The sequence below is a fragment of the Pseudarthrobacter chlorophenolicus A6 genome (genome assembly GCF_000022025.1).
Classification (GTDB): domain Bacteria; phylum Actinomycetota; class Actinomycetes; order Actinomycetales; family Micrococcaceae; genus Arthrobacter; species Arthrobacter chlorophenolicus.
Map to the genome: position 1 here is coordinate 994,093 of NC_011886.1, position 14,360 is coordinate 1,008,452.

General features: G+C 66.9%; 14 protein-coding genes and 2 riboswitches. Of the genes, 10 read left to right on the plus strand and 4 right to left on the minus strand.

Annotated features, from left to right (window positions below; all coding sequences use genetic code 11):
* Positions 1–14 precede the first annotated feature (14 nt).
* The 3 genes from ACHL_RS04570 to ACHL_RS04580 are packed head-to-tail and all read right to left on the minus strand — an operon-like array spanning position 15 to position 4,399.
* Positions 15–1,661, minus strand: a complete 1,647-nt coding sequence (locus ACHL_RS04570) for a DNA repair helicase XPB (protein ID WP_015936123.1) — start codon at positions 1,659–1,661, stop codon at positions 15–17.
* A gap of 13 nt (positions 1,662–1,674) precedes the next feature.
* Complete coding sequence (locus tag ACHL_RS04575; RefSeq protein ID WP_015936124.1) at positions 1,675–4,155, minus strand: helicase-associated domain-containing protein; 2,481 nt, start codon at positions 4,153–4,155, stop codon at positions 1,675–1,677.
* A 10-nt stretch (positions 4,156–4,165) separates the two neighbouring features.
* Entirely contained in the window at positions 4,166–4,399 is a 234-nt protein-coding gene (locus ACHL_RS04580; RefSeq protein ID WP_015936125.1) for a hypothetical protein, read from the minus strand.
* A gap of 208 nt (positions 4,400–4,607) precedes the next feature.
* Here ACHL_RS04580 and ACHL_RS04585 point away from each other — a divergent pair, with 208 nt between their 5' ends.
* Both ACHL_RS04585 and ACHL_RS04590 read left to right on the plus strand, forming a co-directional pair.
* Positions 4,608–4,991: a cold-shock protein gene (locus tag ACHL_RS04585; RefSeq protein ID WP_015936126.1), complete on the plus strand. Its 384-nt coding sequence runs from the start codon at positions 4,608–4,610 to the stop codon at positions 4,989–4,991.
* Between the two features lie 6 nt (positions 4,992–4,997).
* On the plus strand, positions 4,998–5,636 hold the full coding sequence (locus ACHL_RS04590; RefSeq protein WP_015936127.1) for a DUF3027 domain-containing protein: 639 nt from the start codon (positions 4,998–5,000) through the stop codon (positions 5,634–5,636).
* A gap of 98 nt (positions 5,637–5,734) precedes the next feature.
* On the opposite strand, the gene serC is transcribed toward ACHL_RS04590, so the two are convergent.
* The gene (serC, locus tag ACHL_RS04595) at positions 5,735–6,865 is read right to left on the minus strand and encodes a phosphoserine transaminase (protein WP_015936128.1); all 1,131 of its coding nucleotides are present in this window, start codon (positions 6,863–6,865) and stop codon (positions 5,735–5,737) included.
* Between the two features lie 295 nt (positions 6,866–7,160).
* Here serC and ACHL_RS04600 point away from each other — a divergent pair, with 295 nt between their 5' ends.
* The 8 genes from ACHL_RS04600 to ACHL_RS04635 all read left to right on the plus strand — a co-directional run bounded on the left by ACHL_RS04600 (position 7,161) and on the right by ACHL_RS04635 (position 14,352).
* Positions 7,161–7,856: a metal-dependent transcriptional regulator gene (locus tag ACHL_RS04600; protein WP_015936129.1), complete on the plus strand. Its 696-nt coding sequence runs from the start codon at positions 7,161–7,163 to the stop codon at positions 7,854–7,856.
* A gap of 148 nt (positions 7,857–8,004) precedes the next feature.
* Positions 8,005–8,216, plus strand: a riboswitch (cyclic di-AMP (ydaO/yuaA leader).
* Between the two features lie 10 nt (positions 8,217–8,226).
* Positions 8,227–9,057: a M23 family metallopeptidase gene (locus ACHL_RS04605; protein WP_015936130.1), complete on the plus strand. Its 831-nt coding sequence runs from the start codon at positions 8,227–8,229 to the stop codon at positions 9,055–9,057.
* Between the two features lie 128 nt (positions 9,058–9,185).
* Positions 9,186–9,367: riboswitch (cyclic di-AMP (ydaO/yuaA leader) on the plus strand.
* A 70-nt stretch (positions 9,368–9,437) separates the two neighbouring features.
* Positions 9,438–10,124, plus strand: a complete 687-nt coding sequence (locus ACHL_RS04610; protein WP_043794463.1) for a C40 family peptidase — start codon at positions 9,438–9,440, stop codon at positions 10,122–10,124.
* A 156-nt stretch (positions 10,125–10,280) separates the two neighbouring features.
* Positions 10,281–11,060 carry an NlpC/P60 family protein gene (locus tag ACHL_RS04615; protein WP_015936132.1) on the plus strand — a complete coding sequence of 260 codons (780 nt, stop codon included), beginning with the start codon at positions 10,281–10,283 and terminating at the stop codon, positions 11,058–11,060.
* Positions 11,061–11,308: 248 nt separating this feature from the next.
* Positions 11,309–11,809: an HNH endonuclease gene (locus tag ACHL_RS04620; RefSeq protein WP_015936133.1), complete on the plus strand. Its 501-nt coding sequence runs from the start codon at positions 11,309–11,311 to the stop codon at positions 11,807–11,809.
* A gap of 81 nt (positions 11,810–11,890) precedes the next feature.
* A complete protein-coding gene (gene mobA, locus ACHL_RS04625) occupies positions 11,891–12,556 on the plus strand; it encodes a molybdenum cofactor guanylyltransferase (RefSeq protein WP_043793772.1) in 666 nt (221 codons plus the stop codon).
* A 15-nt stretch (positions 12,557–12,571) separates the two neighbouring features.
* Positions 12,572–12,865, plus strand: coding sequence for a DUF6457 domain-containing protein (locus ACHL_RS24435; protein WP_015936135.1), 294 nt, complete (start codon positions 12,572–12,574; stop codon positions 12,863–12,865).
* Positions 12,862–14,352, plus strand: coding sequence for a molybdopterin molybdotransferase MoeA (locus ACHL_RS04635; protein WP_015936136.1), 1,491 nt, complete (start codon positions 12,862–12,864; stop codon positions 14,350–14,352). Before ACHL_RS24435 ends, ACHL_RS04635 begins: the two co-directional genes overlap by 4 nt.
* Positions 14,353–14,360: the final 8 nt, after the last annotated feature.

Below are 14,360 nucleotides of genomic sequence, written 5' to 3' on the forward strand. Positions count from 1 at the left end.
GTGCAGGCGACCGGTTACTCCCCGGCGTCCACGTCCTTGGCGTCCATGATCCGGTAGGCGTACCCCTGCTCGGCCAGGAACCGTTGCCGCTTGGCGGCGAATTCCTGGTCCAGGGTGTCACGGGCCACCAGCGAATAGAAGCGGGCTGCCCGCCCGTCCTTCTTGGGCCGCAGCAGCCTGCCGAGCCGCTGCGCCTCCTCTTGGCGGGAACCGAATGAACCGGACACCTGGATGGCCACCGATGCCTCCGGCAGGTCGATGGAAAAGTTTGCCACCTTGGACACCACCAGCGTCTGGATCTCCCCGGCACGGAAGGCGTCAAAGAGCCGCTGCCGCACCTTGACCGAGGTGTCCCCCTTGATGACCGGGGCCTGGAGGCGCTCGCCGAGGTCATCGAGCTGGTCGATGTACTGGCCAATCACCAATAGCTGCTCGCCGGCGTGCCTTGCAACCAGCTGTTCCACCACCACGGATTTGGACTCGGACGTGGAACACAGCCGGTATTTGTCCGCGTCGTCGGCCATGGCGTAGGCAACCCGTTCGTCCTTTGGCAGGTCCACCCGCACCTCAACGCAGTCCGCCGGTGCGATGTAGCCCTGGGACTCGATGTCCTTCCACGGCGCATCGTAGCGTTTGGGCCCGATCAGGCTGAAGACCTCCCCTTCACGCCCGTCCTCACGGACCAGTGTGGCGGTCAGGCCCAGGCGGCGGCGCGCCTGGAGGTCTGCGGTCATCCGGAAGATCGGAGCCGGCAAGAGGTGCACCTCGTCATAGATGATCAGGCCCCAGTCGTGGCCGTCCACCAGTTCCAGGTGCGGGTACAGGCCACCGCGTTTGGTGGTCAGCACCTGGTAGGTGGCAATGGTCACGGGGCGCACTTCCTTCAGCGCACCGGAGTATTCGCCGATTTCTTCCTCGGTCAGGGACGTGCGCTTCAGCAGCTCGTCCTTCCACTGCCGTGCGGCCACGGTGTTGGTGACCAGGATCAGCGTGGTGGTGGATCCCGTGGCCATGGCCGCGGCTCCCACGAGCGTCTTGCCGGCACCGCACGGGAGCACCACCACACCACTGCCGCCGGACCAGAAGTTCTCGCTGGCCAGCCGCTGGTAGGGACGCAGCTGCCAGCCGTCCTCGTTCAGCGCTATGAGGTGCGGCGTGCCGTCAACGTACCCGGCAAGGTCCTCAGCCGGCCAGCCGATCTTCAGCAGGAGCTGCTTCAGCTGGCCCCGCTGCGAGGCGTGGACCACCACTGTCTCGCCGTCGATCCGCGGCCCCAGGAGTGGCTGGATCTTCTTGGCCCGGATAACTTCCTCCAGCACCGGGTAGTCGTCGGTGCGCATCACCAGGCCGTGCTGGGGATCCTTCTCCAGGCGCAGCCGCCCGTACCGCGACATGGTCTCCTCGATATCAATGAGGAGCGAATGCGGTACGGGAAAGCGTGAATACTTCAGCAGCGTATCCAGGACCCTCTCGGCGTCCAGCCCGGCGGCGCGGGCATTCCACAGCCCCAGCGGCGTGAGCCGGTAACTGTGCATGTGCTCGGGTGCCCGCTCCAGCTCCGCGAACGGCGCGATGGCATGCCGGGCCTCGGTGGCGAGCTCGTGATCCACTTCGAGCAGGATGGTTTTGTCACTCTGGACAATCAGGGGTCCGTCGTTCACGCAGGACAGTCCTTTACTGGTGCAGTTCCTCTGCAGCCTCGATATCGATGATCCGGTGGATGGACAGGACCCGTTCAGTGTCCTTTGCGGGGTCAAAGACACGGACGCGTCCGCCGCTTACTGACAGCGGAACAACGGTTTCCAAGGTGGCATTCCCCAAGCTGTCCACCACGTTCATGCTGATCCGTTGCTTGAGCCGGATGGCGCGCTGAAGCGCCTCCAGCCCCAGCTGGGTTGCCGCTTCCGCCTCATGCCCGGCCGCGCCGTGGCGTCCGGGTGAGCCGTCTTCCTGGCGCAGCACCGCAAGCTGGGCGTCAACATCGTCAGCGGCCGGTGCAAGGCGGGGCGCGGTATATACAGGACGTGGGCTCTCCTGCGGGACCTGTCCGCGCCGGAGCCGGACTGCGGAGTCCTCCACGCCATCCACTGACGGCGAGAGGCCGAGGCCGCGCAGGATCTGCACTGTTTCGCGAGGCGGCAAAGATGACGTCAGGACGGTGGGAGCGAGCCGGGCCAGGCCGAGCGCGGTTGCCCGCGGCCCGGAGAGGAGCTCCTGCAACGCTTCTTCGTCATCGCTCTGGATGAAGCTTGCGGCGGTCCCCACCCGAAGCTGCCCATGGCGGGTGGCGGTGTCCTGTATGAGGTACTCCAGCGGCTGCGGCACCGCGGTGGCGGAGTGGTCGCGCAGGAACTGCAGCAGGCCGAGGGCGTCATGTCCGGCGTCCAGTGCGCGCCGGACGGATGCCTCGGAGAACCGATAGATCGTGGCTGGTCCCTGGCCTTCGGCGTCGGCCATGGCCAGGAGCTTTTCAGCCAGGTCGGGGGCCAGGTAACCAGGTGCCACCGCTGTCAGGTCAGCCTGGAGCAGTACATGGTTCAGGGCAGCCGGCAGGTGCTGGCCCAGGAGTGTCATTGCCTCGTCGGGGTTGTCACCGGCGAAGGCGGCTCCCAGCTGGGTCAGGGCCCCGGAGCCCACCAGGCCGAGCATCTCGGCCTCGGCGAGGACGCCGCGGATCAAGGAGCTGAAGCGCCGGGCCATCCGGGGCTGCGCCCACTCGGCGCGCTGGAGGACCGCCGCGGCGTCCAGTACCGGAGCGGCGCCGTCGCTGGCAGCCGCTTCAGCGGTCAGCTCCAACAGTATTTCCAGGATGCGTTTGCGGACGACGGGGGCGTCAGGCCGCTGCGCTTCCGCAGAGAGCGGGACGATGGCCCCGCCGGCACCCGACCGGTGCGCAGCCGGAACTCCAGAGGTTCCGTTGGCAGGCTGGCCAACCAGCGACGGAACGCGTTCACTGGACAGCCAGGCATTGACCAGCCACTGCCATTGCTCCTGCCGGGGCAGCGCCAGCCACTCAAGCTGCGGTGGCTGCACCCAGGACGACGAGTCGACGTCCAGGCGGATCAGCCCGGCAAGGCCGCAGAGTTCCAGCAGGAGTCCCACCTGCGGCTGGCTGATCCGCAGCAGGTCACCGAGCCGCCGCGTCTCACGGACCCCGACGCCACCGCTTCGCAGCGTGGCCAGGGGCTGGCGCTGGACGGCGTGCAGCAGTTCACCCACCAGCCGGAGGGTGTCCGAAATGGCACTCAGGGCAGCATTCCGCCGGAGGGCCGCGGTGGTGGTGCCGAGCTCAGGCACCGGCGGCGTCAGGGTGAAGTCGTTGATGATGGCGCCGCCCCGCAGGGACAGCCCCACGCTGTGGGGCAGTTCCACGTGGGCGGCATCCAGTGGAACCAGCAGCCCCCGGGCCAGCAGCCAGTCGATGGGCCCGACGTCGGCGCCCTCGGTGACGACGGACGCCTTGCGTTGCGCCTGGGGGACGGCACCCATGGCCCAGTTCCGGAACCTGGCGAGCAACGCCGTCGTCCGCTCCGGGGCTTGGGCGATGATGTCCTGCACGGCTTCCGGCGAGGACGTCCAGTGCTGCAGGGCCAGTGCCGCTTCCATCGGGGTGGTGGCATCCTGGATCTCAACGCCGCTCCGGTGCAGTTCGGACACAAGCTGCACCGCCCGTTGGGCGAACGCCGGCTGGAGCCGGACAAGTTCCGTGTAGCTGCGGCCCAGTCCCGCGGGATAGATGCCCACTACGTCCTTGAGGCAGCCTACGGGGAGGTAGAAGTGCTGGCGGTTGCCGGCAGGGGTGCCGTGTGGTGGATCGGCCCGGTGCACCAGGGCAAGTTCCTGAAGGCGGTCCAGGATCCGTTCCAGGACGGGCACCGAGGAGCCTGAAATCAACTTGCGCAGCACAGGTGCGCTGGCGCTGTGCCCGGTATCAGTGTTGGTGCACAGGTGGAGGGTTTCCAGGACCTGCATCTGTGGCCTGTTGAGCCGCTCCAGGGCGCGCTGGACGCTGACCCGCGAGCTGGCCCGCGCCGCCAGGGCAGGAAAATCCGGCACGGCGGGGGAGAGCAGGTCCGGCCGCGCGGCGAACAGCTCCCGCAGCGAGTCGTCGCTGCGGGCCGCCAGGTCCTTGCTGAGCGCGCGAATGAGGGACATCAGTCCAACGTTACCGCTGGTCAGGTTTTCCTGCCCGGCGCCGCCCGGCAACGCTGTCGAGCACCAGGAAGAGCATCAGCACGAATGCCGCGGGCAGGCCGTACAGCGCCGTGTAGGTAACCCATGGGGGAGCAACTGACCCGGCAAAGGCAAAGGCCATGACCGCCGCCACAGCAGCGAGCGAGAGCACGGCAATGGCGGCGGCGGCGATCATGATGGGCCGCCGGTAGCGCAAGGGTGTCATGGACGTAACGCTACCGCCCCGCCGGCAGCGCGCGTGAACCCCGGTGTCCAGGGCGGCATGAAGCGGGATTAGGGCGCAGGGCAGGATAACCTTGAAGGATACAGACCAACACGGTACGTAGCTGCCATACCTTAAACCCGCACAACCAATGCGGATGCGGTGGCGGCCGGCCGTGTCTCACAACAGCAGAACGAAGAAGGTTGATTCAATGCCTACCGGCAAGGTCAAGTGGTATGACAAGGACAAAGGCTTCGGGTTCCTCGCGGGCGAGGACGGCCAGGAGGTCTTCCTGCCCAAATCGTCGCTGCCCGAGGGCGTAACGGAACTCAAGGCCGGCACCCGCGTGGAGTTCGGCGTGGCCGACGGCCGCAAGGGTGCCCAGGCCCTGGGCCTGCGCGTCCTCGACAAGACACCCTCCATCGCCAAGGCCAAACGGCCCAGCGCCCGCGACCTTGCGCCCCTGGTCCAGGACCTGGTGACCGTCCTCGACAATCTCTCGGGCACCCTGTCCAACGGCAAGTACCCGGACGGCAACAAGGGCAAGGCCATTGCCGCCGCCCTGCGTAAGGTTGCCGACGAGCTGGACGTTTAGGCAGCAATGAATCCGGAAGCTGAACAGCCCGACGCAGGAATGCAGGCCTCGGAACAGGAGACAGCCGTGGTGCCCCAGGCAGCTTCTTCCGGGCGCGCCACCGTCGCCCGGCCTGCCGCGGCCGTGAAGGCGGCTCCCCAACGCAAGGCCGGTGTCCCGGTGTGGCGGACAGGGAAGCCGGACGCATTCCTGGCCGCCGCCGTCGACGTAGCCAGGACCGCACTCGAGGGAATCACCTCCGCGCCGGACATCGGTCCACACCTGGCTGCCAAGAGCGAAGGTGACCGCCTGGTGACGCACCTCTTCGAATCCAGGCTGCCGGGCTACTCGGGCTGGCAGTGGTACGCCGTCCTCACCCGGAACTCCCGGTCCAAGGTGGTGACGGTCAACGAACTAGGCCTGCTGCCCTCGGAAGACTCGATCCTGGCCCCGGAATGGGTGCCGTGGGCTGAGCGGGTACGGCCCGAGGACGCCCGGGACGAGGAACGCGAGCAGGAGCGCACCGCCCCCGACACCCAGACTGCCGAAGAACCTGAAGCTCCGGTATCGGAACAGGAGCCGGAAGAAGCAGGGCCTGCCCAGCAGGGCGGGTCTTCGGACGCCGGCCGGGCAGATGACGGAGAAGGCCAGCCAGCCCCTGAGTAGGGCCGCGTGACCCAACCAACAGCAAACGGCGCCGTCCGGGGTAAACCCGGGCGGCGCCGTCGTCTGTTCAGTCGCCGGGTCCTTGCCGACGGCGGAGGCTACTTGCGCAGCTCGCCCACCACGTAGTCGATGCTGGCCAGCAGGGCCGAAACGTCCTCAGGGTCGATGGCAACGAAGGTGGCGATACGGAGCTGGTTGCGGCCCAGCTTGCGGTAGGGCTCCGTGTCAACGATGCCGTTGGCGCGCAGGACCTTGGCCACCGCGGCGGCATCCACAGAGTCATCAAAGTCGATGGTGGCAATGACGTTCGAGCGCTCGTCCGGGTTGATGACGAACGGCGTCGCGTAATCAGATGCCTCGGCCCAGGTGTAGATCCGGCCGGCGGAGTCGGCGGTGCGTCCCGCTGCGAAGTCCAGGCCGCCGTTGGAGTTCAGCCACTGCACCTGCGCGTCCAGCGTTACCAGCGTGGACAGCGACGGAGTGTTGTAGGTCTGGTTCAGCTTCGAGTTGTCGATGGCGGTCTGCAGGTCCAGGAAATCAGGAATCCAGCGGCCACTGGCTTTGATCCGTGCTGCGCGTTCCACCGCGGCGGGGGAGAAAAGGCCAAGCCACAGGCCGCCGTCGGAGGCGAAGTTCTTCTGCGGGGCGAAGTAGTAGACGTCGCTCTGGGCAACATCCACGTCCAGGCCGCCGGCGGCCGAGGTTGCATCAACCAGGACCAGTGCGCCCTCATCGGCATCCGCAACACGCTTCACCGGAGCGGAGACGCCGGTGGAGGTTTCGTTCTGCGGCCAGGCGTATACGTCGACGCCGGCCTCGGCCCGGGCCGCCGGGCGGGTGCCCGGTTCCGACTTGATGATGGAGGACGCATCCAGGAAAGGTGCCTTGTTGGTGGCGGCCGCGAACTTCGACCCGAACTCACCGAAGGACAGGTGCTGTGCCTTCTTCTCCACGAGGCCGAAGGAGGCAACATCCCAGAATGCGGTGGAACCGCCAACGCCGAGCACAACCTCGTAGCCCTCGGGCGCGCGGAAGAACTGGCTGAGGCCCTCGCGGACCGACCCCACGAGGTTCTTGACGGGGGCCTGCCGGTGGGACGTGCCCAGGATGGTCTTCGACGCCGCAGCGAGGGCATCGATCTGTTCCTGCCTGACCTTGGATGGCCCGGCTCCGAACCGTCCGTCCCGGGGCAGGAGGTCGGCGGGAATAGTGATGCTGGTTTCGCTCACGGGTGCTCCAATGTCGGCGGGGAGGTGGCTTTGCCGGTCGGGCGGGTAACGCCGCCCGGCAGTCGGCAGTGACTGCACTACAGGCCTTCCCCATTCTGCCTGAACAGGCGTAGGCGCGGGAGCCGGAGCCGTCAAAGTCCAACCATTGAGACACTGAAACATGGCGCAGGCAACTATTCGGACAAAGTCAAAATAGGCTAAGCTTGCCTCCGGACTATGTCGCGCCGCATGGCGGCGGACTGTGCAGGACAACGCGGAACAACGCAGGGTATTTGCGCTCGAGGAGCTGAGCTGGATGACGGATCTGATCGACACTACGGAGATGTACCTTCGGACCATCCTGGAGCTGGAGGAAGAAAACATTGTTGCCCTGAGGGCCCGTATTGCCGAGCGGTTGCGCCACTCGGGCCCCACCGTGTCCCAGACCATCGGCCGGATGGAGCGTGACGGCCTGGTAGTGGTGTCCGGCGACCGCCACCTGGAGCTCACCGAGGTGGGCCGCAAGCGTGCCACGGAGGTGATGCGCAAGCATCGCCTTGCCGAACGGCTCTTGGCCGACGTCATCGGCCTGGACTGGGCCTACGTCCACGACGAAGCGTGCCGCTGGGAGCATGTGATGAGCGAACGCGTTGAGCGCCGGATCTACGAACTGCTCGACCACCCCACCGAATCGCCCTACGGAAACCCGATTCCCGGACTGGCCGCCCTGGGCGGGCACCCGGAGCAGTCGTTGGCCGACGGCGCAGTCAGCCTCCTCGAGGCCATGAAGACCTATGGACTCGCCTCTGCCGTGACCATCAGCCGGTTGGCCGAACCCATCCAGGTGGAACCCGAACTCCTGTCACAGCTCGACGAGGGCGGCATCCGCCCCGGAGCGGCGGTTTCGCTGGAGCGGGTGGGGGACTACATTTCGGTCCGTGTTCCGGGCATCGAAGGCGCCCTGGAACTGCCTCCGGAAGTGGCGGCCCACGTATTCGTCGCCGTCAGCTGACACCGTAAAGGCCCCGCTTCTACCCCGTGGGAGCTGGATCACGCAAAAATAACGGAATTGTTACTAAGGGACTTAAGCCCCTATAGTTGAACGAAAGCGTTGATACTTAAGCGTTACCTGATCTGGAGCCGAGCTCTGCCAGCGGATCGGGAGCATCAAGTCATAACTGGCAGAGGCGGGGGAACCACAACTGGCAGCGGGGGACTGCCTTGGGGTGAAGTCCGTCAGCAGCAAGCCTCTTCCAGTGAAGGAACCTTCCGGGAAATTCTCTGTGCCGCAGCTTGCTTACGGCGGACCGGGTCTGTGCACTCTCTGACCCGAATCCGACAGCTAACTTCGCAGGCTATCCAGAGAGGAACCCTTCTTGACCATGCAGACCCCCCGGGGCCGCCGCCGCGCGGCGGGCCCCGCTGCGACGCCGCGTGCTGTCGAAGCCATCCAGGCTGCTGAGGCTCCGCGACCCCGCGATCTCCACCGTGATGCGCGCCGCCGTCGGGGTCCATTCCGCCAGATAACGGAATTCGCCTCGGCCAGCGGCATCGGCCAAAAGGCCGGCATCGCCCTTGCCGCCACCGGCCTGGTGCTCACCGTGACCGTCCCCGTTACCAGTCCCGTCATGGCGACTGACGCCAGCGGAACCGGTGCAGTTGCCGCCTCGTCGGTGACGCCGCAGCCCGCTATTTCGGCGGAAGCAGGCGCCCAGATCGACTTCAGCCGCTCCGCCGTCGTGACCCAGGCGGACCCTGACGGCAAGCTCAAGCAGCTGCTCAGCGCCCAGTCCGCAGGATCGGTCTCCCGCGCTGCATCCGCCGGTACCCTGGGGGCCCCGCTGGCCACCATGGCCACCGCATCGCCGTTCGGCTACCGTGTCAGCCCCATCACCGGCGGCACCGGCGACTTCCACCGCGGGCAGGACTACGTTGCCCAGTGCGGTACCTCCGTGATGGCTGCCGCCACCGGAACCGTGACCTTTGTGGGCTGGCACCAGTACGGCGGCGGCAACAGGGTGGTGGTGGACCACGGCAACGGCCTGGAGACCACCTACAACCACCTGTCGTCGTTCAACGTGACCGAGGGCCAAACCGTCTCCCGGGGCGATGTCATAGCCCTTAGCGGGACCACGGGCGCCTCCACGGGATGCCACCTCCACTTTGAAGTGCAGGTCAACGGCGAGGTCGTTGACCCCACCGGTTGGCTCTAGTCAAATGATGGTGGACTCTCGAATGGCCGTGACCCGCCGTGACCTGAATGTGACATTCAAACAAAACTGCTGTACCGTCTAACTCGCGTCAACTTTTCCGAAGTTGACGCTCTTGAGTGGATTGCCTAACTCTGCCACCGCTCAAGGTCCGTTCGCATTTCATCGTCTGGCAGGGGCGGGGGAACCAATTTTGGCCTTCATGTTTCGAAGGCCTTGGGGTTAAGTCACGAAAGCTTCCTTGGAAGCCGTGTGGCCGGGTGACTCCCATCCGAATCCGACAGCTCACCTCGCAGGCATTGGGAGAGGCTACCTTCGTGTCTTCACGCCATAATGCTGCGCGCCACCGTGCGCAAACGGTTCGTACCAACCCTTTGGGCGCCGTGTCCAAGGCTGTTAGTGCCAATGCCGGGACAGTGGGTCGCCAGGCTGCAGTAGTTGCAGCTGCTTCCGGCCTCGTCCTTGGTATGGGCCTTCCCGCCGTCGCGGACACCACCGCCGGCGTCTCGGCATCCACCGAGTCGGGTTCGGCCCAGACCGCCCTCGCCGTCACCGCGGCACCGACCGCCACCGTTTCCTTCGAGCGCCCGGTGGTCAAGACCACCGCCGCTCCGAAGCCGGAGCCGGTACGCACGCAGTCCACCGCGTCAGCAGCACGGGATGCCGGCAACGCCGTCACCGCTGCGGCCGGCTCGACCGAAGCTGCCTCCGAGAAGCTGGCGGAAACTGTTTCCTCCGCCGCCACCTCGGGTATTGCAGCTATTGCGTACACCGGCATCGGCCACCCGTACGTGTGGGGCGGCACCAGCCCCAACGGCTGGGACTGCTCAGGATTCACCCAGTGGGTTTACGCCCAGGCCGGCATCAGCATCCCGCGCGTCAATGCCTGGAACGCCATGAAGCCCACCTCCACCCCTCAGCCTGGCGACCTCGTCATGCAGAACGGCGGAGCGCACGTTGGCATCTACGTCGGCAACGGCATGATGATCAGCGCGCTCAACCCCTCCCAGGGCACCCTTCTTCACGCGGTTGCCGCTACCGGAAGCTCCTCGTTCTACACCATGAACTAGTTCCCGGGGCCCCAGGCCCCAGGAACTTTTTCTTTGCCCCCGTTTTTCGCTAAATCACACATCCCCGTTCGGGACGCGCCGACGTACCCCCAAGATGCCGGCGCGTCCAAACCCCCGTGTTGCCTACAGGCCCGGGGACAACGAAAGAGAGAACTGATGACGACTCGTGCTACCGCACGGCATCGCGCCGAAGTCACCAAGACCAACTCCATCGCCATCATCGCCAAGGCTGTCGGCGGCAACGCCGGCGGCGTTGGGCGCCAGGCAGCGGTTATTGCCGCAGCCTCGGGCCTGGTCCTGACCAGCGGCATCGCCGCAAATGCAGCTGACACCAACGTCCAGCGCGACTCCGCTCCCGCATCCGCTTTTGAAGTTGGATCAGCTGTGGATGCCCCGATCTCCGCGGCTTCCACTATCAACATCTCCTTCGAGAAGCCGGCCGTCAGCACCAGCCCGGCCCCGGTGGTGGAGGCGGAGCCCGAGGTTGAGGTCCAGGAAGCCGCTCCGGCTCCGGCCGCCCAGCCGGCCGCAACCCAGACCGCTGCAACGCCGAAGGTCACCGCTACTGTCACGGCCCAGCCCGCATCGGCTCCCCAGGCATCTGCCAGCGGCAAGGGCGCAGCGATTCTTTCCGCTGCGTACGCCCAGCTCGGCGTCAACCAGGACTGCACGATGCTCGTCACCAACTCGCTGGCTGCCGTGGGCATCAACTTCCACGACTGGCCCGCCGGCTACCTCTCCCTGGGCCGCACGGTCAGCGCTGCCGAGGCCCAGCCCGGCGACCTGATCTACTACGCGGACGGCGGCGCAGGCATGGCCCACATCGCTGTTTACGCCGGCAACGGCCAGGCTGTGCACGGCGGCTACAACGGCAACCAGACCGTTGTCTTCAGCGCCAATGTCGGTTCCGGACCGGTCTTCATCCGCGTCAACTGATCCACCCCCGACAGGCCCGGCCGGTACGGCCGCCCTTCGGAGTCAAAGGACCCCTGCCCCACGTGGCAGGGGTCCTTTGCCGTTCCTGGGCTGTGCTTACGGGTCCGATCCCTGACGGCAGTGTGTGCCGTGATTAGCTGATCCTGCATTTCTTTGTTTACTCTTGTGGTGTCGATCCATAGCCCGGACATGCCGAGGGCAGCCGGCCCTCGTGCCCCTGACGGGTGCGGCCGTGAAGAGGTACGTGCATGCGCACTCTCGTTCTGAATGCTGGATATGAACCGCTGGCGGTTATTACTTTCCGCCGGGCGCTGGTGCTTGTGCTCACGGGCAAGGCAAGCGTGGTAGCCGAGGGCGATGATCCCGTGGTGGGTCCGCAGGAAATCCTGGGCCGCCCCTCCGTGATTCTCCTCAACCGCTACATCCGACCGAAATACAACCATGCCACTGCCGTGAGCCGGCGCGGCGTCCTGAGGCGTGATGGGCACAAGTGTGCGTACTGCGGAAAAGCGGCGCACACAATCGACCATGTGCACCCCAAGTCGCGGGGAGGGGTGGACTCCTGGGAGAACCTGGTAGCTGCCTGCCTGCGCTGCAACAACGTCAAAGGGGACCACACGCCCGCTGAAATGGGCTGGAAGCTGCGGTTCGAGCCGGCGCAGCCGCACGGCACCATCTGGCAGATCAAGGAATTGGAGAAGCCCACGCCGGCGTGGGACCCGTTCCTCCTGCCGGAGCGGGCCGCCTGAGCTGCGCTGACCGGCGGACCGGCTGGCCTGCCTGGTGCCCGGTGTGTCTTGATGGCGCCCGGCACTGGCTACGCTTGCACCATGCAAGACGACGTGCCGGCCTTTGATGCCCTCATCCTGGCGGGAGGACGATCCTCCCGGCTGGGCGGCGTCCCGAAACAGGGATTGCTGTTTCGCGGAGCCACCCTTCTTGCCCGATCCCTGGCGGCCGCCGAAGGTGCCCGTACCACCGTTGTTGTGGGCCCGGATCCGGGCCCCTTGCCTCCCGGAGTGCTCACCTGCCGCGAAGAGCCGGAGTTCGCCGGCCCCGCGGCGGCGATAGCCGCGGGCCTGGATGTCCTGGACCGGGCGGGTTCCGCTGCTCCGCACACCCTTGTCCTGGCCTGTGATATGCCGCTGGTTTCGGGGGCCGTGCGTATTCTCCTGCAGGAGTTGTCCGCGGGGCAGCGTGGGGGGTCGTACGTGGCCTGTACCGGCGAGGGCAACGGCACCGGGAGGATGCAGCCGCTGGCCGGAATATATAGCACGGACATGCTAAAAAGGTCGGCCCTAGAAATGGCTGCCGGCGGCCGGTTGATTGACGGATCGGTCCGTTCACTCCTTGCTAGTCTGGACGTGCAGCTTGTCGCCGTTCCGGCCGCCTACACGGCAGATGTGGACACGTGGGACGACGCCGCCGCACTGGGGATTGCCGCCGGCACCCCGGACGTGGAGGACGTGGACGGGGCCGGGAATGGCCGCAGTTAACTTGGGAGGCAAGTGGTGAAGAGCCAGGACGAAACACTGGAGGAGTGGTGCAGGTCGCTGCTCCAAGCCTACGAGCTTGAGGATGTCCAGGTGGACATCAATGCCATCCTTTCCCTTGCGGGTGTGGCGGCGCATTCCGTGGTCCGTCCCGCCGCTCCGCTGACCACCTTCATCGCCGGATTCGCCGCGGGCCTGGCCACGAACTCCGGTAGCTCGACAGATGCCGCGGCCATGGAAAAGGCCCTCGCTGTCGCCCGCACGCTGGCCGCCGACTACGACGCTGAAGCCGCCGGGGCTCCCGGCGAATGACAGAAGCACCCGGGCGGGACGCAGCATCGTACGCAGGGCAAGGAAACAGCGGTGAACACGGGCACCAAGACAGCCCCGGACACCCGCTAGAGGAACTGCAGGCACAACCGCAGGGACAACCGGACGAACGTCAGCCTGGAACGGGTGAGGAACAGGGCCACGGCCACCATCACCTGGCCCACACCTGGGCGGAAGCACGTCAGGCCGCCTTTGACGCCGCCACACCGATCCCGCCCGGGCCTGTGCCACTGGACCAGGCCCAGGGCCGCAGGTTGGAGCAGGACATCGTTGCGCTCCAGGACATGCCGCACTACGCATCCTCGGCCATGGACGGCTGGGCAGTCAACGGGTCCGGGCCATGGATCCCCGTGGAAGCCGGGGCCCGGCTGGCCCCGCACCAGGCCAGCCCCATCGTTACCGGCGGACTCATCCCGCCCGGCGGCAAGGGGATCCTGCGCAGTGAAAGCGCCGTCCTCGCCGAGGACGAAGACGGGCTTCCCGTCCTTGAAACCGGCGGAACCGCCCGCCCCGGCGAACCGCGCAACGGACAGCACGTGCGCAAAGCAGGCGAGGAAGCACTCGAAGGGGACGTCCTTGTTGCGGCCGGGGTGACCCTGAACCCGGCGCACCTGGCACTCGCCGCGCTGGCCGGATATGACGAGCTGCAGGTCCAAGGCAAACCCCTTGTACGCCTGCTGCTGACCGGGTCGGAAGTGGTGGTGCACGGCCTGCCCGCCCCGGGGCGGGTCAGGGATACGTTCGGTCATCAGCTGCCGGCCGTCGTCGGCATGCTCGGCGGTATCCCGGGCGGCCAGCAGCGCATCGGCGACTCCTACGATGAATGGCTCGCTGCGCTGGAGGACGTGGTCCCGGACGGCCCTGGCGCACCCGGGCTCCCGGCCGACGTCGTCATCACCACCGGGGGAACGGGCCGCTCCGGCACGGATCATCTCCGCCGCGCGGTTGCCGAGCTGGGCGGCCGCCTGGTGGTTGATGGGGTGGCCATGCGGCCCGGGCACCCGGTGGTGCTGGCCGAACTCCCCGATGGCCGGTTCGTCCTGGGCCTGCCCGGCAATCCGCTGGCCGCCATGATGGCGCTTTTTACAGTGGGCGCACCCTTGCTGGCCGCGCTGGGGCACGGAACCTTGCCGGAGGTGCAGGAGGTGCCCTCCGGCACCCTCATAGACCCGGATCCGGGCCGCACGCGCCTCATGCCGTTCCGGCTTGTGTACGGGATGGCGTCGCCGGCCCAGCACGCCGGCCCAGGCATGATGCGGGGACTTGCCGCGGCCGACGGCGTCATGGTGGTGCCGCCGCACGGCGTGCAGTTGGGGGAGCAAGTACCGGCCTTCGCGCTGCCGTGGGGCCCGCCCATTCCAGCCCCGGCGGATCCGGCCAAGGCCAAACCGCGCAGCAGCAGGACGTCCCGGACGGCGGCGAAGCCCGGCCCCGCGGGGCCAGTGGACTGGAGCGCCCTGCTCGGCTGAACCGGGAC

Bases quoted from the DNA above. Each gene is read 5' to 3' on its own strand.
- ACHL_RS04575 (WP_015936124.1), bottom strand. From the start codon at position 4,155: ATGTCCCTCATTCGCGCGCTCAGCAAGGACCTGGCGGCCCGCAGCGAC.
- ACHL_RS04580 (WP_015936125.1), bottom strand. From the start codon at position 4,399: ATGACACCCTTGCGCTACCGGCGGCCCATCATGATCGCCGCCGCCGCC.
- ACHL_RS04585 (WP_015936126.1), top strand. From the start codon at position 4,608: ATGCCTACCGGCAAGGTCAAGTGGTATGACAAGGACAAAGGCTTCGGG.
- ACHL_RS04590 (WP_015936127.1), top strand. From the start codon at position 4,998: ATGAATCCGGAAGCTGAACAGCCCGACGCAGGAATGCAGGCCTCGGAA.
- ACHL_RS04600 (WP_015936129.1), top strand. From the start codon at position 7,161: ATGACGGATCTGATCGACACTACGGAGATGTACCTTCGGACCATCCTG.
- ACHL_RS04605 (WP_015936130.1), top strand. From the start codon at position 8,227: ATGCAGACCCCCCGGGGCCGCCGCCGCGCGGCGGGCCCCGCTGCGACG.
- ACHL_RS04615 (WP_015936132.1), top strand. From the start codon at position 10,281: ATGACGACTCGTGCTACCGCACGGCATCGCGCCGAAGTCACCAAGACC.
- ACHL_RS04620 (WP_015936133.1), top strand. From the start codon at position 11,309: ATGCGCACTCTCGTTCTGAATGCTGGATATGAACCGCTGGCGGTTATT.
- mobA (WP_043793772.1), top strand. From the start codon at position 11,891: ATGCAAGACGACGTGCCGGCCTTTGATGCCCTCATCCTGGCGGGAGGA.
- ACHL_RS04635 (WP_015936136.1), top strand. From the start codon at position 12,862: ATGACAGAAGCACCCGGGCGGGACGCAGCATCGTACGCAGGGCAAGGA.